Source organism: Variovorax sp. GW821-FHT10D07 (assembly GCF_059415325.1).
On the sequence record NZ_JBWKMZ010000009.1, the window covers coordinates 229,930 to 253,573 of the forward strand.

Sequence of the window (23,644 nt, forward strand, 5' to 3'; positions counted from 1 at the left end):
TATGCCCACGACCCTCACTTCCAAATCCGCGGCCGAGATGTTCGTTTCCAGCGGCGGTGCCAACGGCACGCGCGTGAGCCCGCTGGGCTTCATCGAGTCCGCGGTGGCACCACGCCTTGACTACGACCCCGTTACCAAGGCGGCCAAGGGCCTGCTGATCGAAAGCGGTAGGACCAACATGCTGCGATATGCATCGCGCTTCGACCAGACGGCCGGCTGGAATGTCAATATCGCTGGCGGTACCCCACTGGTCAAAGTGGTGCCGAACGCTACGCTTGCGCCGAATGGACACATGGAGGCGGCCAAGCTCGTCCTGAGCAGCCAGAGCAACTATGGCAACGGGCGCGTCACGCAGATCGCGACCAAGGCCGCCGCCATCGGAACCTACGTGGCCTCCGTGTACCTGAAGTCTGCAGGTGGGCAACGGGCGTTCATCTACGTTTGCGGCGCGAGCGCGACGAACTCGATCAGCGCCAACTTCGATCTGCTGGGCAGCACGCATTCGTCGTCCAAGACGGGCTCCTTTGCGATCATTTCGACCTTAGTCACCGACGCGGGCAACGGCTGGCGTCGCTATGCGCTTGTCTTCACCTGCGATGAGTCCACCGCGATCACGTACGCCCTCTATCCAAGCGGGGCATCCATGGGTGCCGGCGATGACATCAACGGTGCCTTCGCCTGGGGCGCTCAACTGGAAGCGGGTACGTTCGTCACTTCGTGCATTCCCAGCGTGGACACGGTGACCGCGCGTGCCTCGATCGCCTCCTGCTATGACGCCAAGGGTGCCATGCGTTACGCAGCGGCCGGGGTGGGGCGAGTGAACTACGATCCGGCCAATCTGATGCTGGCGCCGGCGCTCCTGACGGAGCCGCAACGGACGAACCTTGTGCTCAACAGTTCGCAGATGAACCGCAATCCGTGGAGTGTCGGCATCACGGGGGGCTCGGCAGGCAAATTGGCTCCTGACGGCACGCTGCGCGCCATCGAATACGTTGGTGCTGCCACGGGGCCGCTCACCCAGGGCAACATGATTGCGACGAGCAGCGAGATGACGTTCTCGGTGTTCGTCAAGAACGCGGGATTGACCGGACCGTTGTCGTTCACCTGGCGCAACGACACGACCGCGCTGACCTTCACACCCTACGCGACCGTTTCCGCGGACGGCAATGGCGGCTTGACCGTTTCTGGCACGGGCTGGGATCTGAAGTCGGTGGGCAACGGATGGTATCGGCTGTCGAACACGAGAAGCACAGGCATCGCGGTTGGGGATTCGCTGCGCATATACACAGGTGTGACCGGTGCGGTCTCCGATCGAGGTGCATTTCAGGTTTTCGGTGCGCAGCTCGAAGATGGCCCGGTCGCAACCTCCTACATCCCGAGCAGCGACACCTTCGCCTCGCGCTCCTCGATCGGCACCTACTTCGATGCCCAGGGGAAGATTCAGACCGCCGCAGTGAACGCTGCGCGGATGACCTACAACCCTGCAGACCTCGCTGCGCCACCGACCTTGATGCAGGAGTCCGCAAGCACCAACCTGCTCACCCAATCGGCATTTCTCAACGGCTTGACGGATGCCGCGAGTGTTTCGGATGTAACGGCCACAGCATGGTCAGATCTTGGCTTTACTACGGGGTTGGCGTGCTCGGCGGTTCCCTCCGGGCGTCCCTACAACTTTGCGATCAAGAATACAGCGCTACAAGGCGCGACTGTCTACACCTTCTCGGTCTTCGTGAAGATGGATGACGGCCTGCCGCCAGTTCTTGGCGTGGGCGCTGCGGGCGATTTTGCATTGGCAATTGCGAACACGGCAATTTCGGCGGCGGCGTGCACGGTCACGCCGGTCGGAAGTAATGTCTACAGAGTTTCTGGAACCCTCACTACGTCTGCATCGCCTTCGAGCAACATCGGCATCTACAAGTACACGGCGAACTCGCAGCGCACGTTCAAATTCACAGGTTTCCAACTCGAGCAGGCGGCGTTCGCGTCGAGCTATATCCCTACGACCACGGCGGTCGTGCTGCGTGCCGCAGACGTGACAAGCTCGACCGCCGGAACGCGCGCCTCCGACACGGTCGGATCGACCGCCGTCGCGCGAAGCGCCGACTTCGTCTACATCGATGCCGCCAAGGGTTGGCTCAATGCCGCCGAAGGAGCGGTTGCCCTCGAGGTCGAACTGCCGAAGATGCCGGACATCACGGTGCGCAACATCATGGAACTCGGGGATGGCACGGCGGGCAACCGGCTGTCGATGGGGATGAGCATCCCTGGGGGCGTGTACTGCACCGGCATGGTCGGGGGCACGACCACCGCGACCACCTCCGCGGGGAACGCCGGCGTGCTGTCTCCAGGCGATTACTTCAAGGTCGCCCTGGCCTATGGGGCCGAAGGGTTGCGCTACAGCTTCCGCACGGACGGGCTCCGAAAGAACGCGATGGCAGCCATGCCGCCCATCACGCGCTTCGCGCTCGGCGCAGTCGCCTGGGGCGGCAACCAGGCCTGCCTCCACATCAAGGCGGCCCGCTACTTTCCGCAGCGCCTGACCGATGCGGAGGTCTCGGCGCTGACCGCCTGACCCCAAAAATCCCTCAGGCCCCGGTGCGGATTCGGCGGATGAGTATTATTCTCATCTTTCCGAATCCCCCTTTCCCATGACTTCCCGAACGACTTCGCACGCCGTCCGGCGCGCGGCGTGAGCGCCGGCCTGCGCTACCGCCTCGGCGTGGCCTCGCGCGCCGTCGCCGCCATCGCTGGCGGCTACGGCGTGGCCGCGCTCTCCGCCGCCGCGCTCGCGCTGTGCCTGCCCGCCGCCTTCGGCATGGCGCGCAGCGAAGCCGCGATGACCGGCACGCTGGCCTCCTTCCTCGTGTTCGCGGTCGCGGTGATGTGGGTGTTCGCGGCGCGCAGCGCGTGGCGCGCCTGGATCGGCCTGGTCATCGCCGCGGCGCCGCTGGGCGCGCTGCTGCTCGTGCTGCCGACGCCGGGAGCGGGCGCATGAAGGAAGGCTTCCGCCAGTCGATGGCCTGGCTGCACACCTGGTCGGGCCTGCTGGTCGGCTGGGTGCTGTTCATGGTGTTCGCGGCCGGCACGGCCTCGTACTTCAAGGACGAGATCACGCTCTGGATGAAGCCCGAGCTGCACGGGCTCTCGCGCGCGCCGGTGCCGCAGGTGCAGGCCACCGAGGGCGCTTACGCCTACCTGCAGCAGCACGCGGGCGACTCGCCGCGCTGGTTCATCACGCTGCCGACCGAGCGCGAACCCTCGACCAGCCTGTTCTGGACCCGGCCCGCGCCGCCGGCCGGTTCGCCGCCGCGCGACCGGCGCGACCGCTTCGGCCGCGCGGTGCTCGACGCGGCCAGCGGCCAGCCCTCGGCGGCGGTGCGCGAGACGCGCGGCGGCGAGTTCTTCTACCGCCTGCATTTCGACCTGCACTACATGCCCGCGATCTGGGGTCGCTGGATCGTCGGCTTCTGCGCGATGTTCATGCTGGTGGCGATCCTCAGCGGCATCGTCACGCACAAGCGGATCTTCAAGGACTTCTTCACCTTCCGTCCGAAGAAGGGCCAGCGCTCGTGGCTCGACGCGCACAACGCGACCGCGGTGCTCGCGCTGCCCTATCACGCGATGATCACGTACACGGGCCTCGTCACCCTGATGTTCATGTACATGCCCTGGGGCCCGCAGGCGGCCTACAAGGACAGCGGCGGCACGCAGGCCTTCTTCTCCGAGGCCTTCGCGGGCGGCGTGCGCGAACAGTTCAAGGCCGCGGGCCAGAAGGCGCCGATGGCACCGGTCGCGCCGATGCTCGCGCAGGCCTCGGCGCACTGGGGCGGCGCGCCGGTCGGCCGCCTCACCGTCAACTCGCCGAACGATGCCAATGCGACGGTCATCGTGCGCCGCGCCGAAGGGCCGCAACTGGGGTCCGAGCAACCGTCGATGGTCTTCAACGGCGTGACCGGCGCGCTGGTCGGTGCCTACGGCGACAGCATGCGGCCCGCCGTCGAGACGCGCAGCGTGCTCTACGGTCTGCACATCGGCCGCTTCGGCGATCCGCTGCTGCGCGCGCTGTTCTTCGTCTCCGGTCTCGCGGGCTGCCTGATGGTCGCCACCGGGTTGCTGCTGTGGGCCGTGAAGGAGCGCCAGAAGTTCGCGAAGCGGCTCATGCAGGGCGGCCGCGTGAGCTTCGGCCTGCGGCTGGTCGACGGACTCAACCTCGGCGCGATCGCGGGCCTGCCGCTCGCGATGGCCGCCTTCTTCTGGGCCAACCGGCTGGTGCCGTTCGACACGGCCGACCGCGGCGCGGCCGAGATCGGCTGGTTCTTCGCGGTCTGGGGCGCGGCCGCGCTGCTGGGCCTCGCGCGGCCCACGCTGCGCATGTGGCAGGCGCAGCTCGCCGCGGGCGCGCTGCTGTTCGCGCTGCTGCCGGTGCTCAACGCCTTCACCGGTCCCGCGCCGCTCACGGTCAGCCTGCGCTCGGGGCCGAGTGCCGTCGCCGGCTTCGACCTGGTGTCGATCGCACTGGGCCTGGGGCTCGCGGGCGCGGCCTGGATGGTGGAGCGCAAGCGGCGCAAAGCCTTGAGCGCTTCGGCGAAGAAAGCCTCGAAGGCCGACCCGGCCGATGACGCGGTGGAATCGTCTTCGCTCGCCACCTCGGGCCAGGGATCGTGATGAACGCCTTGCTGATCGCGACGGTGTTCGCCGCCTCGCTCGCGGGCTTCTGCGCGCTGGGCCTCGCGATGGACCGCCACAGTGAGGACGTCTTTGGCCGCGGCAGCACGCCCGGCCCGTGGCGCCGCTGGCTGCAGCTTGGCGGCAGCGTGGCGCTGTGCCTGTCGCTCATCGCGAGCCTGCGCGCCGCCGGCCATTCGATCGGCTGGGTGCTCTGGCTCGGCGCGCTCACGGCGGCCGCGCAGACGGTGGTGGGGCTGTTGAGCTACGCGCCGCGCCGCTTCCACTGGGTGGCTTCGGCGGCGGCGGCGATCGCGGTGCTGGCGGGGCTCGGGTGCCTGGTGCTGGCGGCGCTGAGCGATTGACCTGCGGCGCGGCGCTCAGGCCCGCATCAACGCCTCGATCTCGTCCGCCTTCACAGGCACGCCGCGTGAAATGAGTTCGCAGCCGGTGGCCGTGACGATGGCGTCGTCTTCCGTGCGGATGCCGATGTTGTGGAACTGCTCGGGCACGCCGTCGGCGGGGCGCACGTAGATGCCGGGCTCGAGCGTGAGCACCATGCCGGGCTGCAGGATGCGGCTCGGACGGTTCTTGATGAGCTCGTTCGACAGCGGGTCCTTGCGCTCGCTGACCTCGCCGACCTGCGTCGGCTCGACGTAGCTGCCGCAGTCGTGCACGTCCATGCCGAGCCAGTGGCCGGTGCGGTGCATGTAGAACTGGAAGTAGGCGCGGCTGTCGATCACGTCGTCGAGGCCACCGACCTTGTTGGCGTCGAGCAGGCCCAGGTCGAGCATGCCTTGCGCGAGCACGCGCACGGCGGCGTCGTGCGGGTCGTTGAAGCGGTTGCCGGCCTTGGTGGCGGCGGCCGAGGCGTCCTGGCTCGCGAGCACGAGGTCGTACAGCGCGCGCTGCGGGCCGGTGAACCTGCCGTTGGCGGGAAAGGTGCGCGTGATGTCGCTGGCGTAGCCGTCGAGCTCGCAGCCGGCGTCGATCAGCACCAGCTCGCCGTCGCGCACGGGCGCGGCATCGGCGCGGTAATGCAACACGCAGGCGTTGGCGCCGGCCGCGACGATGGAACCGTAGGCCGGGTACTGCGAGCCGCCGAGGCGGAACTCGTGCAGCAGCTCGGCGTCGAGGTGGTACTCGCGCACGTCCTTGCCCTCGCGCAGCATGCGCGCCGACAGCTGCATCGCGCGGATGTGAGCGCGGGCGCTGATCTGGGCGGCGCGGCGCATGATGTCCTGCTCGTGCGCGTCCTTCACGAGGCGCATCTCGTCGAGCGGGCCGCAGAGGTCGCGCTGCTCCTCGGGGCACAGCGCGCCGTAGCGCACGCGCGCGCGCACCGACTGCAGCCAGCCGTCGACGCGGGTCTCGAGACCCTTGTGGGTGGCGAACGGATACCAGACGACCGAGCGGTTCTCGAGCAGCTTGGGCAGCTTCGCATCGAGCTCGGTGACCGAGAAGGCTTCGTCGAGGCCGAGCGCCTCGGGCGCGGCGTCGGGGCCGAGGCGGTAGCCGTCCCAGATCTCGCGCTCCAGGTCCTTGGGCGCGCAGAACAGCGTGGCGCGGCCGTCGCCGCCGAGCACCAGCCAGGCATTGGGCTCGGTGAAGCCGGTCAGGTAGTAGAAGTAGCTGTCGTGGCGGAACAGGAAGTCGCTGTCGCGGTTGCGCTGGCGTTCGGGCGCGGTCGGGATGATCGCGATGCCGTCCTTGCCCAGTTGCGAGGCGAGGCGCGCGCGGCGCTCGGCGTAGATCTTCTTGGTGTCGGTGGTGGTCATCGCGTGGAGACTTCCTGTGAGACGGGCTGGCTACGAAGGCCGGTTGAGTTCGGCGAGGCGCTCGGGCGTTCCCACGTCGGTCCAGGGGCCGGTGTAGAGCTCGGCGCTCACCAGGCCATTGTCCATCGCGGCACGCAGGATCGGCGCCAGCGGGGCTTTGACGCCGCCGGGGTTTCCGCAAGGGATGGCGCAGTAGGGCGGCGCGAACAGCGCGGCGCGGTACAGGCCGATGGTCGAGAAGGTGTGGCGCGGGCCGTCCGCCGTGTTGAGCGCGAGGCCCTCGGCCGAGAGGCCGAAGTCGCCCTTCAGGTTGTGCGCGGGATTGGGCACCAGCCAAAGGTGCGCGAGCTTGCCGCTCGCCACGAAGCGCTCGACCGCGGCCTGGGTGAAGACGAAGCCGGGCGCGAACACGTCGCCTGCCGCGACCCAGAACGGATCGCCCAACAGCGGCAGCGCACGCACGATGCCGCCGGCGGTCTCGAGCGCGCCGCCGAAGTCTCGGGCCTCGTCGGAGTATGAAATCGATAGCGCCACCTGGCCGCCCAGCAACGGTTTCGAGCCGAAGTGGCCGGAGATCCGGTCGCCGAGCCAGGCCGTGTTGAGCACCAGCTCGGTGAAGCCGCCGGCCGCCAGCGCCTCCATCGGCCATTGCATCAGCGGCTTGCCGCGGACCTCGAGCAGGGGCTTGGGGGTGGTGTCGGTCAGCGGTCGCATGCGCTCGCCGCGACCAGCCGCGAGCACCATGGCCTTGGCCGCCACCGTCGCGTCCCGGCTCAAGCGCCGGCCGCCACGCGCCCGCGTTGCAGCTCGTTGCGTTCGCTGTGGCGCGGGCGGAACAGCGAGACCAGGCAGTCCATCAGCGCATGCGCCTTGGCCGAGTGGTCGCCGCCGAAGTTGCAGACGTAGACGTCGAGCGTGACGGCGCGCTGCTCGGGCCAGGTGTGCAGGCACAGGTGCGATTCGGCCAGCAGCACGGTGGCGGTGACGCCGCCCGGGCCGTGCGCGGTGGCCGGGAAGCCGTGGACCAGCTTGCCCACCGGCTGCAGCCCCGCGGCCGACACGGCCTTGAGGCAGACGGCGCCGAGCGCCTCGCCGTCGGTGAGCCACTGCGCGCCGCATTGGCAATCGTGAAGGTCGGCGGTGAGGTGCAGCCCGTGCATATGTCCGCGACTTTAGTACATCGCCCATGAGGGAAAACGCGGGTCCGGCCGGCTGCGCAAAATAAGCGCAGAGGGGTGTCAGCAGGCTGTCGGTGCCGGTTCGGGCTCGCCCGGTAAAATCGCGGGTTCTCCCGAGTCCCTCCCACCCAACTCCCCCGAAAGTTCCCTGCCCATGGCCAACCAAGCCCTGATGGCCAACGCGATCCGCGCGTTGGCTATGGATGCCGTTCAACAAGCCAATTCCGGACATCCGGGCGCACCGATGGGGATGGCCGACATGGCCGTCGCACTGTGGGGCGAGCACCTGCGCTACAACCCCGCCAACCCGCACTGGTTCGACCGCGACCGCTTCGTGCTGTCGAACGGCCACGCCTCGATGCTGCTGTACGCGGTGCTGCACCTGACCGGCTACGACCTGCCGATCGACGAGCTCAAGAACTTCCGCCAGCTGCACAGCAAGACGGCGGGCCACCCCGAGGTCGACGTGACCCCCGGCGTGGAAACCACCACCGGCCCGCTGGGCCAGGGCATCACCAATGCCGTGGGCTTCGCGCTGGCCGAGAAGCTGCTGGCCGCCGAGTTCAACCGCAAGAGCCACGACATCGTCGACCACCACACCTACGCCTTCCTGGGCGATGGCTGCATGATGGAAGGCATCAGCCACGAAGCCTGCGCGCTGGCCGGCGCCTGGCACCTCAACAAGCTGATTGCGCTGTACGACGACAACGGCATCAGCATCGACGGCCAGGTCAAGCCCTGGTTCATCGACAACACGGAAGAGCGCTTCAAGGCCTACGGCTGGAACGTCATCGGCCCGATCGACGGCAACGACGCCAAGGAAGTGTCGAAGGCCATCGCCAAGGCGAAGAAGGAAGAGTCGCGCCCCACGCTGATCGTCTGCAAGACCACCATCGGCAAGGGCAGCCCGAACCGCGCCGGCACCGCCAAGGCGCACGGCGAGGCGCTCGGCGCCGAGGAAATCAAGCTCACGCGCGAAGCCCTGGGCTGGACCGCGCCGGCCTTCGAGATCCCGGCCGAGGTCTATGCCGACTGGAACCACAAGGACGAAGGCCACCGCCTCGAGACCGACTGGAACGAGCGCTTCGCCGCCTACGCCGTCGCCTACCCCGAGCTGGCCGGCGAGTTCACGCGCCGCATGAAGGGCGAACTGCCCAAGGAATTCCACCAGGTCGCGTTCGACACCGTGGTGGCCGCGCACACCAAGGCCGAGACCGTGGCCAGCCGCAAGGCCAGCCAGCTCGCGCTGGAATCGTTCACGGCCGCGCTGCCCGAAATGCTCGGCGGCAGCGCTGACCTGACCGGCTCGAACCTCACCAATACCAAGAGCACCGCCGCACTGCGCTTCGATCCGAAGACCGGCGCCGTGGTCATGAACGTGCCGGCGGTCGAGGCCAAGCCCGGCGCGGAAGACGAAGCCAAGTCCGAAGCGCCGGCCGAAGCCCCGCACGGCACCATCGGCCGCCACATCAACTACGGCGTGCGCGAGTTCGGCATGGCCGCGATCATGAACGGCGTGGCGCTGCATGGCGGCTACATCCCCTACGGTGGCACCTTCCTGACCTTCAGCGACTACAGCCGCAACGCAATCCGCATGGCCGCGCTGATGAAGCACCGCGTGATCCACGTGTTCACGCACGACTCCATCGGTCTGGGCGAAGACGGCCCGACGCACCAGTCGATCGAGCATGCCGCCTCGCTGCGCCTGATCCCCAACCTCGACGTCTGGCGTCCGGGCGACACGGCCGAAACCGCCGTGGCCTGGGCCGTGGCGCTGCAGAACCAGTCGCGCCCGACCGCGCTGCTGCTGAGCCGCCAGAACATCGCCTATGCGGCGAAGAGCGAACTCGGCGACATCAGCCGCGGCGCCTACGTGCTGTCCGAGCCCGAGAACGTCGGCCTGAAGAACAAGAAGACCGCGGCGGTCCTGATCGCCACCGGTTCCGAAGTGCAGCTCGCGCTGGCCGCGCAGAAGCTGCTGGCCGAGAAGAAGATCGCGGTGCGCGTGGTGTCGATGCCCTCGACCACCACCTTCGATCGCCAGGACCTGGCCTACAAGAAGGCCGTGCTGCCGAAGAAGCTGCCGCGCGTCGCGGTCGAGATGGGCTGCACCGATGGCTGGTGGAAGTACGGCTGCGCCGCCGTCGTCGGCATCGACACGTACGGCGAATCGGCCCCCGCGCCGGTGCTGTTCAAGCACTTCGGCTTCACGGCCGAGAACGTCGCCGCCACGGTCGAAGCGGCCCTGCGCGACTGAGCGCCGCGCGCCCTTCTTCCGGTCCGATCACAAGTTTTTCAACCTTAGGAGCAAGTCAGATGGCTATCAAACTCGGTATCAACGGCTTCGGCCGCATCGGCCGCAACGTGCTGCGCGCAGCCGTGCAGAACTTCAAGAACGAGATCGAAATCGTTGCCATCAACGACCTGCTCGAGCCCGACTACCTGGCCTACATGCTGCAGTACGACTCGGTGCACGGCCGCTTCAAGGGCGAGGTCACGGTCGAAGGCAACACGCTGATCGTGAACGGCAAGAAGATCCGCCTGACGCAGGAGCGCGACCCCGCGCAACTGAAGTGGAACGAGGTCGGCGCCGACATCGTGCTCGAGTCGACCGGCCTGTTCCTCACCAAGGAAACCGCGCAGAAGCACATCGACGCGGGCGCCAAGAAGGTGATCCTGTCGGCTCCGTCGAAGGACGACACGCCGATGTTTGTCTACGGCGTGAACGACAAGAAGTACGCCGGCGAAGCCATCGTCAGCAACGCCAGCTGCACCACCAACTGCCTGGCCCCGCTGGCCAAGGTGCTCAACGACAAGTGGGGCATCAAGCGCGGCCTGATGACCACCGTGCACGCGGCCACCGCCACGCAGAAGACCGTGGACGGCCCGAGCAACAAGGACTGGCGCGGCGGCCGCGGCATCCTGGAAAACATCATCCCGTCGTCGACGGGCGCGGCCAAGGCCGTGGGCGTGGTGATCCCCGAGCTCAACAAGAAGCTCACGGGCATGAGCTTCCGCGTGCCGACCTCCGACGTGTCGGTGGTCGACCTGACGGTCGAGCTGGTGAAGGAAGCCACGTACAAGGAAATCTGCGCCGAGATGAAGGCGCAGAGCGAAGGCGCGCTCAAGGGCGTGCTGGGCTACACGGAAGACAAGGTGGTGGCCACCGACTTCCGCGGCGACCCGCGCACCTCGATCTTCGACGCCGAAGCCGGCATCGCGCTCGACGGCACCTTCGTGAAGCTCGTGAGCTGGTACGACAACGAATGGGGCTACTCGAACAAGTGCCTCGAGATGGTGAAGGTCGTCTCGAAGTAAGCCTTCGAACCCGCCAGGAAGAACGCGCTCCCCGGGGCGCGTTTTTTCTTTGGGGGCGCCGCCTTCAGCGCAGCTTCTCGTTGCGCCGTATCTCGCTCGCGAGCTGCCCTGCCATGCGCGCCGCGGCGCGCCGCGCGGCCAGACCGAAGTCACCCTTGTACTCGCCGAACTCGGCCGTGCCGTTGCCGACCGCGCGCACCCGCGTGACCTCGGCGCCCGCGGCATCGGTGACCACGCACTGCACCTCGGCCGTGAACGAGGTCGGCGGCCAGGCCAGCAGCGAGGTGGAGCTCGAGTCGGTCGTGATCTTCGGCGTGAACACCAGCGCGATGCCGGCCGCCTGGTTGGCCTTCACGTCGTTCGCGGTGCGCAGCACCACCACGTCGCGGTAGACGGAGCGCAGCGCGTCGCGCACCGGCTTCTCGAGGTCGCGGTAGGGGAAGTAGCTGACCTTGTCGCCGCTGCCGCCGGGCGTGACCACCTGGGTGTCGCGCTGCGCGTCGGTCATCACGTAGGCCACCTTCTTCTGCACCAGGTGCTGCAGCGAACGCGGTGGCGCCGGGTCGGTGACCATGGTGATCGGATGGGTGCAGGCCGCGAGCAGCAGCGCGCCGAAGGCGAGGGCGGCGATGCCGGCGGCGCGCGTGCAGGAAGAGCGCAGGGACATGGCGGCGCCTCGTGTCGTTGTCGTCATGGCCGGATCGCCGCCACGAACTGCGGATCGGCATAGACCTGGCGCAGCAGCGCGCGCACCAGGCGCGGGTACTCGGCCTGGCCGGCCGGCACGGCCACCGCGGCGCCGTAGCCCGATTCGAACCTGGTCTCGCCGCGGTAGGTGCGGCGCAGCCGCTGCGTGTCGCCGCGCGTGACCACGATCTCGACCTCCATGCGGCCGCCGCCGTTGAACACGCCGAGGTCGAGCTCGTTGAGCAGGATGCGCGCCGCGATGCGCGTGGGCGCCTTCGGGTCGAGCACCGAGATCTCGGCCAGGTCGCGCCGCATCGCCTCCTCGAGGTAGAGCGCGAAGCTGCCGTTGGGCGAGACCAGGCGCGTGCTGCGCATGCGCACGTTGTTGACCTTGTCCTCGGGATCGGTGGGCTGGGCCCGTGCCACCGCCACCATCCCGGGGCGCGTGGCCTCGAGGCGGTCGAGCGCCTCGTAGTCGGCCGCGTAGGGCGGCGCCATCAGCGGCGCGCAGCCGCTGGCCAGCAGCACGAGCGCGGCCAGCGCGGCGGGCACCGCGGCGGCGCGCGCGCAGCGGCGCAGGCCTTGCGAACGGAAGATCGCCATGTCCGTGGTCCCCTCTCTGTGTCGTTGAACGGCTGCCGGCAAAGGTAGCAGCATCCCGTGCGCACGAATACAACGGAAAGGGGTAGGCGACGAAGGAGAAAGAAGCGCCCGTCGGGCGCGCGGCCTCAGACCGGCTCGAGCACGTGGATGAGCTTGCTCTCGACCAGTGCCTTGGTCTTCTCGCCATGGGCCTTCATGTGCGGCGCGACCGCATGGGCCTGCAGGTCGGCCAGCGTCTCCCACTTCTCGATCACGACGAAGGTGTCGGCGCCGAAGCTGGCCTTCGAGGGCGGGATGCCCTGCGCGTCGATGGTGGCGCCGTATTCGATGCAGCCCTTCTCGGCCAGCACCGCGGCACGGTTCTCGGCGAAGGCGGCGAGCAGTGCGGCGCGCTGGCCGGGCTTGGCGGTGAGGACGGCGACGACGTGGATCATGGGCGAGGGTCTCCTGGGGATGGGAAGAACGGGCCGGTGCGGCCGCGAGCCTTCGAATCTAAGAGATTCCGCGCGGGCCTGCCGGGGCGCAGGTCCGCTGGGCGACAAGGCCCGGGGCTTGTCCCTATCATCGCGCGCATGTTCTTCCCGCTGCCCCGCACCGCCACCGCGCCCTTCTGTCCGTCCGAGGTGAAGGGCAGCGTCGCGGTGCCGCAGGAGCTGTCCTTCGGCCGCAAGCTGCTGCGCTACGCGGGCCCGGGGCTGCTGGTGTCGGTGGGCTACATGGACCCGGGCAACTGGGCCACCGACATCGAGGCCGGCTCGCGCTTCGGCTACGGCCTGCTGTTCGTGGTGCTGCTCGCGAGCCTCGCGGCGATGCTGCTGCAGACCCTGTGCGTGCGGCTCGGGCTGATCGCGCAGAAGGACCTGGCGCGCGCCTGCCGCGAGCGCTATTCGCCGCGCGTCAACCGCTTCCTCTGGCTCGGCGCCGAGCTGGCCATCGTGGCCTGCGACCTGGCCGAGGTGCTCGGCAGCGCGCTCGCGCTGCACCTGCTGTTCGGCGTCTCGATCCCGGTGGGCATCCTCATCACCGCCTTCGACACCCTGCTGGTGCTGGGCCTGCAGGGCGCGGGCTTCCGGCGCGTGGAGGCGATCGTGCTCGGCCTGGTCGGCACCATCGCGGCCTGCTTCGTGGTCGAGCTCGCGATGGCGCCGCCCAACTGGTTCGGCGTGGCGGTCGGCTTCGTGCCGATGCTCGAGCGGCTGCACCACCCGGGCGCGCTCTATCTCGCGATCGGCATCGTGGGCGCGACCGTGATGCCGCACAACCTCTACCTGCATTCGTCGATCGTGCAGACCCGGCTGGTGGCGCCGACCGAGCCCGCGCGGCGCGAGGCGGTGCGCTTCTGCACGCTCGACGCGGTGGTCTCGTTGTCGCTCGCGCTGCTGGTCAACGCGGCCATCATGGTGCTCGCGGCCAGCGCCTTCCACGGCACCGGCCACACGGCGGTGACCGAGATCGACGATGCCTACCGGCTGATCGAGCCGGTGGTGGGCAGCGCGCTGGCGGCCACGCTGTTCGGCGTGGCGCTGCTGGCCTCGGGCCAGAGCTCGACCTTCACCGGCACCATCGCGGGCCAGATCATCATGGAAGGCTTTCTCGACCTGAAGATCCCGTGCTGGCAGCGGCGCCTGATCACGCGCGCGCTGGCGCTGGTGCCGGCCTTCGTCGGCGTGTGGTGGTTCGGCGACGGCGGCGTGGGCAAGATGCTGGTGCTGAGCCAGGTGGTGCTGAGCTTCCAGCTGCCGTTCGCGATGTGGCCGCTGATCCGCTTCACGAGCGACCGCACGCTGATGGGCGGCTTCGCGAACGGGCCGGTGGTGAAGTCGCTGGCCTGGCTGCTGTTCGGCGTGATCAGCGCGGCCAATGTGTGGCTGGTGGCGTCGGTGGTGCTGGGCATCGGCTGAGCGCCGACCGTCGGTCGCGGATTTGCATCCGGTTACCCGGCGCGGCTTCGGGCGGTCATGCGAAGGCCCTAGCATCGGGCCCGTCGCATCACCCAGGAAGCCCCGCGCATGTTCATCGTGACCCTCACCTACATCCGCCCCCTCGAGGAGGTCGACGCGCTGATCGACGCGCACATGGTGTGGCTGCGGAAGCACTACGAGAGCGGGCTGTTCATCGCCTCGGGCCGCCAGGTGCCGCGCCGCGGCGGCGTGATCATCGCGCGCTCGGGCGACCGCGCCGCGCTCGAGGCCGTGCTGGCGCGCGACCCCTTCGTCCAGGGCGAGGTGGCGCGCGCCGAGGTGATCGAGTTCGTGCCGAGCATGACGGCGCTGGGCGCCGAGATGCTCAAGACCTTTTGAGTCTTCAACTCGCCGGCTTGTCCTCGCGCCCACCCGGGTGCCGCGCGAAGCGTGCCGGGTCCCGGCCATGCACCGGCGCCCCGTCGTCCCAGGGCCAGCCGCCGAACTGCGTGCGGCGGTAGTCGGCCAGGGTCTGGCTGATCTCGGCCTGCGTGTTCATCACGAAGGGCCCGTACTGCACCACCGGCTCGGCGATCGGGCGACCCTGCAGCAGCAGGAACTCGGCCGTGTCGGCGTCGCCGTTGACGATCTCGACCGCGATGCCGGCATGCAGCTCGATGGCCGCCGGCCCCTGCACCTCGCGGCCCGCGATGCGCGCCTGCGCGCCCTTGAAGAAGTACAGCATGCGCCGCGTGCCTGCGCCGCTGGCGGCTGGCAGCGTCCAGTCGGCGCCGGGCGTCATGCGCAGGGTCCAGATCGCCACGTCGGCCTCGGTGCGCGCGGCCCAGGAATCGGGCGGCGGCGCCAGCGGATCGATGGGCGCGGGCGCGCCGGCCTCGGCCGCGTTGCCGAGCTGGCCCGCGATCACCGCGATCTCGGTGCGGCCGCCGCGCGGCGACTCGACCACCAGGCGCGGGATCGCTTCCGACCAGAACATCGTGAAATGCGGCTCGGCCATCTTGCTGGCGGCCGGCAGGTTCAGCCAGATCTGGAACAGCTCGAGCGGATTCGGCGCGCCGGCGTCGAGCAGCGGGAACATCTCCGAATGCACGATGCCCTTGCCGGCCGTGAGCCACTGCACGTCGCCGCCGCCGAAGCGCGCGGTGGCGCCCAGCGAGTCGGAATGGTCGATCAGGCCCTTGCGCACGATGGTCACGGTCTCGAAGCCGCGGTGCGGATGCGAGGGAAAGCCCGGCACGGTCTCGCCGTGGTACATGCTCCAGCCGTCCTTGCGGCTGAAGTCCTGGCCGATGTCGCGGCCCGCGAGCGAGGCCTCGGGGCCCATCTGCGCATTGGCGCGCGGATAGGCGTCGTCGTGGTAGACGCAGAACAGGAACGGGTCGACCGTCTCCCACGGGAAGCCCAGGGGCTTGATCCCCACGATGGGGTTGTAGCTGGCGGTGGCGGTGGGCACGTCGGCCTTCCTTTCGGGATCGGACGCCGTCGATGGCGCGGCGTCCTTGGCCCCTATGTCGGGGCGCTTGCGCCCATCGGAAGGGCGCAAGCGCGCGACAGTGCGGCTCGCGGATGGAACGATGGGCATCGCCGGACCGCCTGCCGCTCTTATTGCTGCGGCATCTGCGCGTTCGGGTCCATGAACACGAGTTCCCAGAGGTGGCCGTCGAGGTCCTGGAAGCCATGGCCGTACATGAAGCCGAGGTCCTGCGGCGCGCGCGGCGTGGTGCCGCCGGCGGCGACCGCCTTGGCCACCAGCTCGTCGACCTCGGCGCGGCTCTCGCACGACAGGCACAGCAGCACTTCGGTGCTGGTGCGGGTGTCGGCGATCGCCTTGTCGGTGAAGGTCTTGAAGAAGGACTCGACCAGCAGCATCGCGTGGATGCTGCCTTCCTGCACCACCATGCAGGCGGCATTGGCGTCGGTGAACTGCGGGTTGAAGTTGTAGCCCAGCGCGTTGAAGAAAGCCTTGGACTTGTCGAGGTCCTTGACGGGGAGGTTCACGAAGATCTGCTTGGTGGCCATGGTGTTTCCTGTGCGTCGAAAGAAGAGAAAGAAAAAGGGGGCTTCGGGGCGCTGGACGGGTTGTTGTGTACAGCGTCCACAAATTATGCAAAACAAAATGGACGGTGTCCACATCAATTTGCAAGAAGACGCTTCCGGCCCCCGGCGGCCCGCCCCGATGCCCGCGCGCGCCGTGCGTCGATCGGTGGCGCCACGGCGCGCAGCGTGCATCATGGCCGGCTCATGGAAATCGAATTCAAGTTCCACATCCCCGCCGACCGCCTGAAGGCCGTCGACGCCGCGCTGCGCCGCGGTGCCGTGGTGCGCACGCGGCTGCAGGCGCGCTACTTCGACACCGCCGACGAGCGGCTGGCCGCGCAGGGCATCGTGCTGCGGCTGCGCAAGGAGGGCCGGCGCTGGGTGCAGACGGTGAAAGTCACCGGCGACAACGCGCTGCACCGGCTCGAGCACAACGTCGACCTCGGCACCGCGGGCGCCTCGCCGGGCATCGACCCGCAGCGCCACCAGGGCACGCCGGTCGGCGAGCGGCTGGCGCAGGCGCTCGCGGGCGAGGATGGGCAGCCCGCGGTGCTGGTCGAACGCCAATCCACCGACATCGTGCGGCTCACGCGCGACGTGCGCAGCACCGGGCCCGGCGGTGTCGTCGCCGAACTGGCGCTTGATGTCGGCAAGGTGGTGGCGCATGCCGGCACGCCCGAACAGCGCGAATCGCCGGTCTGCGAACTCGAGCTCGAACTCAAGCGCGGCAGCGTGCCGGGGCTGGTCGCGCTCGCGCAGCGCTGGTCGCAGCAGCACGGGCTGTGGTTCAGCACCATCTCGAAGGCCGAGCGCGGCGCGCGCCTGCTCGCGGGGCTCGACGTGGTGCCCGCCGTCAAGGCCGAGCCGCCGCGCTTCGCGAGCGCGCCCGATGGCCGCGCGATCCAGCGCGCCGTGGTCGCGAACTGCCTCGCGCAGATCCTGCCGAATGCCACCGAAGTGGCCGCGGGCAGCGACGACGAGGAACAGGTCCATCAACTGCGCATCGGCATCCGCCGCCTGCGCACGGCCCTGCGCGAACTCGAGGGGCTCGACCCCACTGGCGCCTTCGACCGCGCGGGCTGGGAGCCGGCGCTGGTCGACTGCTTCCGCGCACTGGGCGCGCTGCGCGACCGCGAGCAGGTGGCGAAGATCGCGCAGCCGAAGCTGCGCGAGGCCGGGGCGCCCGAGGTGGATCCGCTGGCCGGCGAGGCGGCCGGCACGGACGCTACGAAGCTCTCGTCCGGCGAGGCCGTGCGTGCGCCCGCGTTCCAGGCGGTGCTGGTGGCCTTGATCGGCTTCACCGCGACCGAGGCCCCGGTGCCCGAACCGGCCGCGGAGGGCGCGCCGCCCGCCGTCACGCCGCTGAATCCCGACGACGCCCGCCGCTTCCTGCGCAAGCGCCTGCAACGCCTGCACGAGCAGGCCCTGCGCGATGGCGGCCGCTTCGAATCGCTGGACACCGACAGCCAGCACCGCGTGCGCAAGCGCCTCAAGCGCCTGCGCTACCTCGCCGAATTCGCGGCGCCGCTGTTCGAGACCCGGGACGAGAAGAAGAGCGACGACAAGAGCGCCGCCGAGCGCTACCTGAAGCGCCTGCGTCCCGCGCAGGACGCATTGGGCGAGTTCAACGACGAGGCCGTCGCGATGGCCCTGTACCGCGAAGCCACCGCGCACGATGCGCGCGCGTGGTTCGCGGTGGGCTGGTTCAGCGCGCGGCACGCGGCGGGCGCGGCGGCCTGCCGGGAGGCGCTGGAAAAGATCGAGGGCGCGCGTCGCTTCTGGAAGAAGAAAAAGAGCTGAGCTGCCGCAATGCGGGCAGCAGTCGAGCGACGCCGCTCAGTTACCAAGGTCCAGACTTAGTTGAGATCCTGGCAGCGCAGGATCAAGCCGGCGATCGGCCAGACGCCTCGCGGCAGCTCCTGCTGCCCATGCGAAGAGCGCGATCCAGGAAAGCCATGCGCAAAACAGGAAGAGAAGCGCGGCGCTCCAACGCTGCTCTTTCAATGCGTCCTTGAAGAAATTCGCGGACCCTTCATCCTTCAATATCTCGCAGAGGATGCCGACCTCTTGCGGCGTGAAGGACGTGCTGATTTGAATGGCCTCGTTGCTTGCCGAGCAGTTGCTCGCGCGCAGCGGTGTCTCATCGAACGGCCATAGAGGCCACAGTGGCTTCACGTCCGTGGTCGTCGCCAAGAAGAAACGATTCGTAGCCTTCAGACTCAACAGCGAGCGCGACGAGACCAAGCTTGCTGCAGAGGCAGCGCATAGCAGTACCGCGATAGCGAAGCCTGCGAGCTTCACTCCCTGCAAACTCTGCGATGGCAATTTCCGTGTGTTGACCTCGCGCGTATCTGGATCGAAGAACTCGCCACACGCGCGCAGGGTTCGCATCTGGACACCGTTGAGCTTTGCCCAGCGGATGAGCTCTCTCGCTTTCTCCAGACTCGTGACAGGCAGTCCGGCAAACATCCGAAAAGAGATCAGGCTGGTCTGCTCGTCGACGAAAGCCCGGATCTCGGGATCGGAAATCTCCTGATTCCCGTGCACCAGCTGCCAAAGCCGCCGGATCAGCACATGGCGAGATTCCGTCCGCCATATCGCCCACAAAAACACCCCGCAAATGAGCAGCGGCGTTGCGATGCTGAAGACTTTGGAGACGTCGGAAATGCTCGCGGAATCCATCGGACGTAGCCGCAGCTAGCGCTCAGTGGTGGTGGCCGTGCGCCCCGTGCACGTGGCGATGCTCGATCTCCACCGGCAGCGCCTCGCGCACGTCCGTCACGGTCAGGCTGAAGCGCAGCGCCTTGCCGGCCCACGGATGGTTGCCGTCGAGCATGACGACCGGGCCCTTGATCTTCATTACGGTGAACACGTGCTCGCGGCCGTCGTCGAGGCGGCCCTGCAGCTGGCCGCCCACCTTCACGCCCGGCGGGAAGTCGGTCTTGGGAATGCTGCGCACCAGCGTCTCGTCGCGCTGGCCGAAGGCGTCCTCGGGCGCGAGATTCAGCGTGGTCTGGTAGCCCTTCTCCTGGCCGTCGAGCGCTTCCTCGATCTTGGGGAGCGTGTTCTCGTAGCCGCCATGCAGGTAGGCCATGGGCTCGGGGCTGGCTTCGATCAGCTTGCCCTGGGCGTCGGCGACTTTGTACTTGAGGGTGACGACGGTGTCTTTTGCGATTTTCATCGGGCCATTTTCCGTGCAAACCGATGGGCCGTGACGGCTAGGTCTTCCACGAGCGGAAGGCCTCGGGCAGCGTTTCTTCGGTGCTCAGCTTCTGCGTCACCATCGCGATGAAGGCCGACACCGCGAGCGGCAGGTGCTTGCGGCTCGGGTACAGCACGGTCAGCCCCTGCCCCGTGCGCTGGTACCGCGGCAGCACCGGCACGAGCCGCCCGGCCGCCACGTCGAGCCGGCCCATCGAGGGCGGCAGCAGCGCGATGCCCAGGCCGGCCACGGCCGCCCGACGCAGCGCCTGCGCGGTGTTGCCGCTGAAGCGGCCCGTGACCTGCACCTCCTCCTCGCCGTCCGGCCCGGCCAGCCGCCAGGTCGCGCGGCCGCTGGGATGCGCCGCGGTCACGCAGTCGTGCTGCGCCAGCTCCTGCAGCGTGGCCGGGACGCCGCGCGCGGCGATGTAGGCGGGGCTCGCCACCAGGCCGTCGGTGCGCGGGCCCAGCAGCTTGCGGCCGACGTAGCCCGAATCGGGCTGCGCGCCGCCACGGAAGGCGACGTCGATCTGCTCCGCGATCAGGTCGGCCTTGGCATCGCTCAGCACGAAGTCGACCCGCACCAGCGGATTCGCGGCCAGGAAGTCGGCCACCCATTCCATCGGGAAGAAATCGAAGAAATCCGCGGTCGCCGCCACCCGCACCAGGCCGCTGGGCGCATGGCTGCCGGTGATCAGTTCCTGCCCGGCCTCGACCAGCCCATCGACCGCGCCCGCGCAGCGCTCGTGAAAAGCCTGGCCCGCGCTGGTCAGCGTCAGCTTGCGGGTCGAGCGCTGCATCAGCCGCGTGCCCAGCTGCGCCTCGAGCTGCTGGATGCGCCGGCTCACGGTGTTGGGCGGCAGCCCGAGGCGCCGGGCGGCTTCGGCAAAGCTGCCGTGGCGCACCACCTGCACGAACATGGCGATGTCGTTGAGGTCGAGCATGGGGTCGGATTCCTTCGATGGATGGACGAGTGCAATCCGACTCTACCGTCTAGTCGATCAATGGGTACGACCCTAACCTTGTACCCATGACTTCCTTGTCCGCTCTTTCTCCCCTCCAGCGCCGCATCGTCTGGGGCGTTCGCATCCTCCTGGCGCTGGCTTTCGGCGCGGCCGGCGCCGCCAAGCTGGCCGGCGTGCCGCAGATGGTCCAGGTGTTCGACGCCATCGGCTTCGGCCAGTGGTTCCGCTACGTGACGGGCGTGGTCGAGGTCGGCGGCGCATTGCTGCTGCTCGTGCCCGCGACCGGCTTCCTCGGCGGCCTGCTGCTGGCCGCGACCATGGTCTGCGCCGTGGCCACGCACCTCGTGCTGATCGGCGGCAACCCCGCGCCGGCCATCGTTCTCACGCTGCTCTCGGCCTTCGTGGCGTGGCGGCTGCGGCCTGTGCCGCGGCCGGCCGCCATCGCGCGCTGATCCCTCTTTGTCCCCCCCCACCCCATTCAGGAGTACCCCATGACCCAACAGCAAAAACCCCTCATCGGCATCGTCATCGGCTCGACCCGCGAAGGCCGCTTCGGCGAGAAGCCCGCGCACTGGATCCACGAGATCGCGAAGCAGCGCACCGACCTCGCCTTCGAGCTGGTCGACCTGCGCGATCACCCGCTGCCCTTTTTCAACGAAGCCGGCGCGCCGGCCTGGGGCCCGGTGAAGAACGAGGCCGCGCAGCGCTGGCAGGCGAAGCTGGCCAGCTTCGACGGCCTCGTCGTGGTCACGCCCGAGTACAACCACGGCCCGAGCGCGGTGCTGAAGAACGCGATCGACTGGGCCTACAAGGAGTTCGTGCGCAAGCCGATCGGCTTCGTGGGCTACGGCGGCGTGGGCGCGGCGCGCGCGATCGAGCAGCTGCGGCTGATCGCGGTCGAGATGCAGATGGCGCCGGTGCGCAACGCGGTGCACATCGGCATGGTCGAGTTCCTCGGCATCTGGCAGCAGGGCAAGAGCTTCGAGGACTTCCCGCACCTCGCGCAGGCTGCGGGCGGCATGCTCGACGACCTGGCCTGGTGGACCAAGGCGCTGAAGACAGCGAGGGAGGCCGCATGAGCACCGACGTCGCGACCAGGACCCGCGCCATCGTCTATCGCACGCGCGGCATGAAGCACGGCCCGATCGCGCGGCTCGTGAGCCCGGGCGACCTCGGCGAATTCCTCAAGCCCTTCGTCTTCCTCGACCTGTTCGGCTTCGACACCGAAGGCGGCCACCGCGGCTTCGGCATGCATCCGCACTCGGGCATCGCCACGCTGACCTGGCTGATCGAGGGCGACACGCTCTACGAGGACACGACCGGCGAACAGGGCGTGCTGCGCGGCGGCGGCGTCGAATGGATGCGCGCGGGCAATGGCGTGTGGCACACGGGCGCGCCGGCGCCGGGCGTGCAGCGCGTGCGCGGCTTTCAGCTCTGGGTGGCGCTGCCGGCATCGGAAGAGAACGCGCCCGCGCAGAGCATCTACCTCGCGCCCTCGCAGGTGCCGCGCGAAGGCCCGGCGCGCGTGCTGCTCGGCAGCCACGGCGCGGCGCGCAGCGCGATCCCGGCGCCCGCGCCGATCAACTACCTCGCGGTGCAGCTGAAGGCGGGCGAGCACTGGCGCTACACGCCGCCGGCCGGCCATACGGTGGGCTGGCTCGCGGTGGAGAGCGGCCGGCTCGACGCGAGTGACGAAGCCGGCGGCCCCATCGGCGACGGCGAGCTCGCGGTGTTCGAGGAGTCGGGCGAGGCCATCGAGCTGGTGGCGCATGGCGACACCTCCTTCGTGCTGGGCTCGGCGGTCAAGCATCCGCACGAGCTCGTGATGGGCCACTACTCGGTGCACACCAGCCGCGCGACGCTGGACCAGGGCGAGGCCGAGATCCGTCGCATCGGCGCGAAGCTGCGGCAGGAGGGCCGGCTCGGCCGAGCCGCATAGCGCAGGAAGCGCGGCGCTGACGAGCCGCGTAATCGAGCATGCGCGCGCCGGGCGGCTGCGCCAGAATCGTTCGCTTCCAGAACGATTCAGCCAGCCGCCCCCCATGAACATCGTCGATTCCTTCGCCGACGTCGCCCGCTTCGTCGACATCCGGCGCGACATCCACGCCCACCCCGAACTCGGCTTCGAGGAACACCGCACCTCCGAGAAAGTGGCGGGCCTGCTCGCCGAATGGGGCATCGAGGTGCACCGCGGCATCGCGGGCACCGGCCTGGTCGGCGTGCTGCGCAAGGGCACGGGCGCGCGCACCATCGGCCTGCGTGCCGACATGGACGCGCTGCCACTGCACGAGGCCAACGAGTTCGCCCACAAGTCGCGCCATGCGGGCCGCATGCATGCCTGCGGCCACGACGGACACACCACCATGCTGCTGGCCGCCGCCTGGCACCTGTCGCAGCAGGGCCCGGACGACTTCGACGGCACGGTGCATTTCATCTTCCAGCCCGCGGAGGAGATGGGCAAGGCCGGTGCCAAGAAGATGATCGACGAGGGCCTGTTCGAGCGCTTCCCGTGCGACGCGGTCTTCGGCCTGCACAACTTCCCGGTCGGCGACGTGGGCCGCTTCGCGCTCAACGAGGGCGCGCTCATGGCCTCGAGCAACACCTACCGCATCACGCTGCACGGGCGCGGCACGCATGCCTCGATGCCGCACACCGGCATCGACCCGGTGGCGGCGGTGGTCAACCTCGCGCAGCAGTTGCAGACCATCGTCGCGCGCACCATCCCGAGCACCGAGCGCGCGCTGCTCGCGGTCACGCAACTGCGCGGCTCGGACGCGCCCAACATCATTCCCGACGAGGCCACGGTCGGCGGCACCATCCGCACCTTCTCGATCGAGGCCATCGACCTGCTCGAGGCGCGGCTGCGCGAGGTGGCCGCGGGCGTGGCGGCGGCGCACGGCTGCACGGCCGAGGTGTTCTTCAACCGCTCCTCGCCACCGACGGTGAACCATCCGGCCGAGGCACGCTACGCGGCCGGCGTGATGCGCGAGGTGGTGGGCGACGACATGGTCACCACCGACTTCCCGGCGGTGATGGGCGCCGAGGACTTCGCCCACATGCTGCTGGCGCGGCCCGGCTGCTACGCCTTCCTCGGCAATGGCGACGGCGACCACCGGCTCGACGGCCACGGGCCCGGGCCTTGCATCATCCACAACAGCTCGTTCGACTTCAACGACGAGATCATCCCGATCGGCGCGAGCTACTTCGTGCGGCTGGCGCAGCGCTGGCTCGCGCCGGGGCGCTGAGCGTCCACGCGGACTTCTTCTTTTCTCCAACCCGACGAAAGCGGC

24 protein-coding genes are annotated in these 23,644 nt (G+C 68.9%); 13 read left to right on the plus strand and 11 right to left on the minus strand.

The window, feature by feature from the left end:
• Window position 1 precedes the first annotated feature (1 nt).
• The 4 genes from AC07PU_RS25240 (at window position 2) to AC07PU_RS25255 (ending at window position 5,030) form a co-directional block, all read left to right on the plus strand.
• The gene (locus AC07PU_RS25240; RefSeq protein WP_495321361.1) at window positions 2–2,572 is read left to right on the plus strand and encodes a phage head spike fiber domain-containing protein; all 2,571 of its coding nucleotides are present in this window, start codon (window positions 2–4) and stop codon (window positions 2,570–2,572) included.
• 117 nt (window positions 2,573–2,689) lie between these two features.
• Entirely contained in the window at window positions 2,690–2,995 is a 306-nt protein-coding gene (locus tag AC07PU_RS25245) for a DUF3649 domain-containing protein (RefSeq protein WP_261208821.1), read from the plus strand.
• Window positions 2,992–4,665: a PepSY-associated TM helix domain-containing protein gene (locus AC07PU_RS25250; RefSeq protein ID WP_495321362.1), complete on the plus strand. Its 1,674-nt coding sequence runs from the start codon at window positions 2,992–2,994 to the stop codon at window positions 4,663–4,665. The genes AC07PU_RS25245 and AC07PU_RS25250 overlap by 4 nt, the downstream gene beginning before the upstream one ends.
• On the plus strand, window positions 4,665–5,030 hold the full coding sequence (locus AC07PU_RS25255) for a DUF3325 domain-containing protein (protein ID WP_495321363.1): 366 nt from the start codon (window positions 4,665–4,667) through the stop codon (window positions 5,028–5,030). The genes AC07PU_RS25250 and AC07PU_RS25255 overlap by 1 nt, the downstream gene beginning before the upstream one ends.
• 15 nt (window positions 5,031–5,045) lie before the next feature.
• Here the strand turns inward: AC07PU_RS25255 and AC07PU_RS25260 are convergent, their stop codons facing one another.
• The 3 genes from AC07PU_RS25260 to speD are packed head-to-tail and all read right to left on the minus strand — an operon-like array spanning window position 5,046 to window position 7,603.
• The gene (locus tag AC07PU_RS25260; RefSeq protein ID WP_057593260.1) at window positions 5,046–6,443 is read right to left on the minus strand and encodes an aminopeptidase P N-terminal domain-containing protein; all 1,398 of its coding nucleotides are present in this window, start codon (window positions 6,441–6,443) and stop codon (window positions 5,046–5,048) included.
• 30 nt (window positions 6,444–6,473) lie between these two features.
• Complete coding sequence (locus AC07PU_RS25265) at window positions 6,474–7,187, minus strand: nucleotidyltransferase family protein (RefSeq protein WP_495321449.1); 714 nt, start codon at window positions 7,185–7,187, stop codon at window positions 6,474–6,476.
• A gap of 29 nt (window positions 7,188–7,216) precedes the next feature.
• On the minus strand, window positions 7,217–7,603 hold the full coding sequence (speD, locus tag AC07PU_RS25270; protein ID WP_057593259.1) for an adenosylmethionine decarboxylase: 387 nt from the start codon (window positions 7,601–7,603) through the stop codon (window positions 7,217–7,219).
• 172 nt (window positions 7,604–7,775) lie between these two features.
• On the opposite strand from speD, the gene AC07PU_RS25275 reads away from it, so the two are divergent.
• The gene (locus AC07PU_RS25275) at window positions 7,776–9,878 is read left to right on the plus strand and encodes a transketolase family protein (protein ID WP_495321364.1); all 2,103 of its coding nucleotides are present in this window, start codon (window positions 7,776–7,778) and stop codon (window positions 9,876–9,878) included.
• Between the two features lie 59 nt (window positions 9,879–9,937).
• Window positions 9,938–10,939, plus strand: coding sequence for a type I glyceraldehyde-3-phosphate dehydrogenase (gene gap, locus AC07PU_RS25280; RefSeq protein ID WP_495321365.1), 1,002 nt, complete (start codon window positions 9,938–9,940; stop codon window positions 10,937–10,939).
• 64 nt (window positions 10,940–11,003) lie between these two features.
• Here gap and AC07PU_RS25285 read toward each other — a convergent pair whose 3' ends face one another.
• The 3 genes from AC07PU_RS25285 to AC07PU_RS25295 form a co-directional block, all read right to left on the minus strand.
• Window positions 11,004–11,606, minus strand: coding sequence for a hypothetical protein (locus tag AC07PU_RS25285; RefSeq protein ID WP_495321366.1), 603 nt, complete (start codon window positions 11,604–11,606; stop codon window positions 11,004–11,006).
• A 23-nt stretch (window positions 11,607–11,629) separates the two neighbouring features.
• Window positions 11,630–12,229, minus strand: a complete 600-nt coding sequence (locus tag AC07PU_RS25290) for a hypothetical protein (RefSeq protein ID WP_495321367.1) — start codon at window positions 12,227–12,229, stop codon at window positions 11,630–11,632.
• Window positions 12,230–12,354: 125 nt separating this feature from the next.
• On the minus strand, window positions 12,355–12,663 hold the full coding sequence (locus AC07PU_RS25295) for a putative quinol monooxygenase (protein WP_495321368.1): 309 nt from the start codon (window positions 12,661–12,663) through the stop codon (window positions 12,355–12,357).
• A 138-nt stretch (window positions 12,664–12,801) separates the two neighbouring features.
• Here AC07PU_RS25295 and AC07PU_RS25300 point away from each other — a divergent pair, with 138 nt between their 5' ends.
• Together AC07PU_RS25300 and AC07PU_RS25305 are read left to right on the plus strand one after the other, a co-directional pair.
• On the plus strand, window positions 12,802–14,130 hold the full coding sequence (locus AC07PU_RS25300; protein WP_495321369.1) for an Nramp family divalent metal transporter: 1,329 nt from the start codon (window positions 12,802–12,804) through the stop codon (window positions 14,128–14,130).
• 108 nt (window positions 14,131–14,238) lie between these two features.
• A complete protein-coding gene (locus tag AC07PU_RS25305; RefSeq protein ID WP_057593253.1) occupies window positions 14,239–14,529 on the plus strand; it encodes a YciI family protein in 291 nt (96 codons plus the stop codon).
• 4 nt (window positions 14,530–14,533) lie between these two features.
• Here AC07PU_RS25305 and AC07PU_RS25310 read toward each other — a convergent pair whose 3' ends face one another.
• On the minus strand, window positions 14,534–15,604 hold the full coding sequence (locus AC07PU_RS25310; RefSeq protein WP_495321370.1) for a pirin family protein: 1,071 nt from the start codon (window positions 15,602–15,604) through the stop codon (window positions 14,534–14,536).
• 149 nt (window positions 15,605–15,753) lie between these two features.
• Entirely contained in the window at window positions 15,754–16,170 is a 417-nt protein-coding gene (locus AC07PU_RS25315; protein ID WP_093351622.1) for a VOC family protein, read from the minus strand.
• A gap of 222 nt (window positions 16,171–16,392) precedes the next feature.
• Here AC07PU_RS25315 and AC07PU_RS25320 point away from each other — a divergent pair, with 222 nt between their 5' ends.
• Window positions 16,393–17,988, plus strand: a complete 1,596-nt coding sequence (locus AC07PU_RS25320; RefSeq protein ID WP_495321371.1) for a CYTH and CHAD domain-containing protein — start codon at window positions 16,393–16,395, stop codon at window positions 17,986–17,988.
• A gap of 36 nt (window positions 17,989–18,024) precedes the next feature.
• Here the strand turns inward: AC07PU_RS25320 and AC07PU_RS25325 are convergent, their stop codons facing one another.
• Genes AC07PU_RS25325 through AC07PU_RS25335 form a run of 3 tightly spaced genes read right to left on the minus strand, consistent with a single transcriptional unit; the run spans window position 18,025 to window position 20,333 of the window.
• On the minus strand, window positions 18,025–18,870 hold the full coding sequence (locus tag AC07PU_RS25325; protein WP_495321372.1) for a DUF6216 family protein: 846 nt from the start codon (window positions 18,868–18,870) through the stop codon (window positions 18,025–18,027).
• A 22-nt stretch (window positions 18,871–18,892) separates the two neighbouring features.
• Complete coding sequence (locus AC07PU_RS25330; RefSeq protein ID WP_057593250.1) at window positions 18,893–19,369, minus strand: FKBP-type peptidyl-prolyl cis-trans isomerase; 477 nt, start codon at window positions 19,367–19,369, stop codon at window positions 18,893–18,895.
• 37 nt (window positions 19,370–19,406) lie between these two features.
• Entirely contained in the window at window positions 19,407–20,333 is a 927-nt protein-coding gene (locus AC07PU_RS25335) for a LysR family transcriptional regulator (RefSeq protein ID WP_495321373.1), read from the minus strand.
• A gap of 86 nt (window positions 20,334–20,419) precedes the next feature.
• Between AC07PU_RS25335 and AC07PU_RS25340 the strand changes: the two genes are divergently transcribed.
• The 4 genes from AC07PU_RS25340 to AC07PU_RS25355 all read left to right on the plus strand — a co-directional run bounded on the left by AC07PU_RS25340 (window position 20,420) and on the right by AC07PU_RS25355 (window position 23,599).
• Window positions 20,420–20,806, plus strand: coding sequence for a DoxX family protein (locus AC07PU_RS25340; protein WP_495321374.1), 387 nt, complete (start codon window positions 20,420–20,422; stop codon window positions 20,804–20,806).
• A gap of 39 nt (window positions 20,807–20,845) precedes the next feature.
• Entirely contained in the window at window positions 20,846–21,433 is a 588-nt protein-coding gene (locus AC07PU_RS25345) for an NADPH-dependent FMN reductase (RefSeq protein ID WP_495321375.1), read from the plus strand.
• Window positions 21,430–22,293, plus strand: a complete 864-nt coding sequence (locus AC07PU_RS25350; RefSeq protein ID WP_495321376.1) for a pirin family protein — start codon at window positions 21,430–21,432, stop codon at window positions 22,291–22,293. The genes AC07PU_RS25345 and AC07PU_RS25350 overlap by 4 nt, the downstream gene beginning before the upstream one ends.
• A 103-nt stretch (window positions 22,294–22,396) precedes the next feature.
• Window positions 22,397–23,599: a M20 aminoacylase family protein gene (locus tag AC07PU_RS25355; RefSeq protein WP_495321377.1), complete on the plus strand. Its 1,203-nt coding sequence runs from the start codon at window positions 22,397–22,399 to the stop codon at window positions 23,597–23,599.
• The last annotated feature ends 45 nt before the right edge of the window (window positions 23,600–23,644 follow it).

Excerpts from the sequence above, each read along its gene's own strand:
- AC07PU_RS25240 (WP_495321361.1), top strand. The coding sequence starts at position 2 with ATGCCCACGACCCTCACTTCCAAATCCGCGGCCGAGATGTTCGTTTCC.
- AC07PU_RS25250 (WP_495321362.1), top strand. The coding sequence starts at position 2,992 with ATGAAGGAAGGCTTCCGCCAGTCGATGGCCTGGCTGCACACCTGGTCG.
- AC07PU_RS25255 (WP_495321363.1), top strand. The coding sequence starts at position 4,665 with ATGAACGCCTTGCTGATCGCGACGGTGTTCGCCGCCTCGCTCGCGGGC.
- AC07PU_RS25260 (WP_057593260.1), bottom strand. The coding sequence starts at position 6,443 with ATGACCACCACCGACACCAAGAAGATCTACGCCGAGCGCCGCGCGCGC.
- AC07PU_RS25265 (WP_495321449.1), bottom strand. The coding sequence starts at position 7,187 with ATGGTGCTCGCGGCTGGTCGCGGCGAGCGCATGCGACCGCTGACCGAC.
- speD (WP_057593259.1), bottom strand. The coding sequence starts at position 7,603 with ATGCACGGGCTGCACCTCACCGCCGACCTTCACGATTGCCAATGCGGC.
- AC07PU_RS25275 (WP_495321364.1), top strand. The coding sequence starts at position 7,776 with ATGGCCAACCAAGCCCTGATGGCCAACGCGATCCGCGCGTTGGCTATG.
- gap (WP_495321365.1), top strand. The coding sequence starts at position 9,938 with ATGGCTATCAAACTCGGTATCAACGGCTTCGGCCGCATCGGCCGCAAC.
- AC07PU_RS25285 (WP_495321366.1), bottom strand. The coding sequence starts at position 11,606 with ATGTCCCTGCGCTCTTCCTGCACGCGCGCCGCCGGCATCGCCGCCCTC.
- AC07PU_RS25290 (WP_495321367.1), bottom strand. The coding sequence starts at position 12,229 with ATGGCGATCTTCCGTTCGCAAGGCCTGCGCCGCTGCGCGCGCGCCGCC.
- AC07PU_RS25295 (WP_495321368.1), bottom strand. The coding sequence starts at position 12,663 with ATGATCCACGTCGTCGCCGTCCTCACCGCCAAGCCCGGCCAGCGCGCC.
- AC07PU_RS25300 (WP_495321369.1), top strand. The coding sequence starts at position 12,802 with ATGTTCTTCCCGCTGCCCCGCACCGCCACCGCGCCCTTCTGTCCGTCC.
- AC07PU_RS25305 (WP_057593253.1), top strand. The coding sequence starts at position 14,239 with ATGTTCATCGTGACCCTCACCTACATCCGCCCCCTCGAGGAGGTCGAC.
- AC07PU_RS25315 (WP_093351622.1), bottom strand. The coding sequence starts at position 16,170 with ATGGCCACCAAGCAGATCTTCGTGAACCTCCCCGTCAAGGACCTCGAC.
- AC07PU_RS25320 (WP_495321371.1), top strand. The coding sequence starts at position 16,393 with ATGGAAATCGAATTCAAGTTCCACATCCCCGCCGACCGCCTGAAGGCC.
- AC07PU_RS25325 (WP_495321372.1), bottom strand. The coding sequence starts at position 18,870 with ATGGATTCCGCGAGCATTTCCGACGTCTCCAAAGTCTTCAGCATCGCA.
- AC07PU_RS25330 (WP_057593250.1), bottom strand. The coding sequence starts at position 19,369 with ATGAAAATCGCAAAAGACACCGTCGTCACCCTCAAGTACAAAGTCGCC.
- AC07PU_RS25335 (WP_495321373.1), bottom strand. The coding sequence starts at position 20,333 with ATGCTCGACCTCAACGACATCGCCATGTTCGTGCAGGTGGTGCGCCAC.
- AC07PU_RS25340 (WP_495321374.1), top strand. The coding sequence starts at position 20,420 with ATGACTTCCTTGTCCGCTCTTTCTCCCCTCCAGCGCCGCATCGTCTGG.
- AC07PU_RS25345 (WP_495321375.1), top strand. The coding sequence starts at position 20,846 with ATGACCCAACAGCAAAAACCCCTCATCGGCATCGTCATCGGCTCGACC.
- AC07PU_RS25350 (WP_495321376.1), top strand. The coding sequence starts at position 21,430 with ATGAGCACCGACGTCGCGACCAGGACCCGCGCCATCGTCTATCGCACG.
- AC07PU_RS25355 (WP_495321377.1), top strand. The coding sequence starts at position 22,397 with ATGAACATCGTCGATTCCTTCGCCGACGTCGCCCGCTTCGTCGACATC.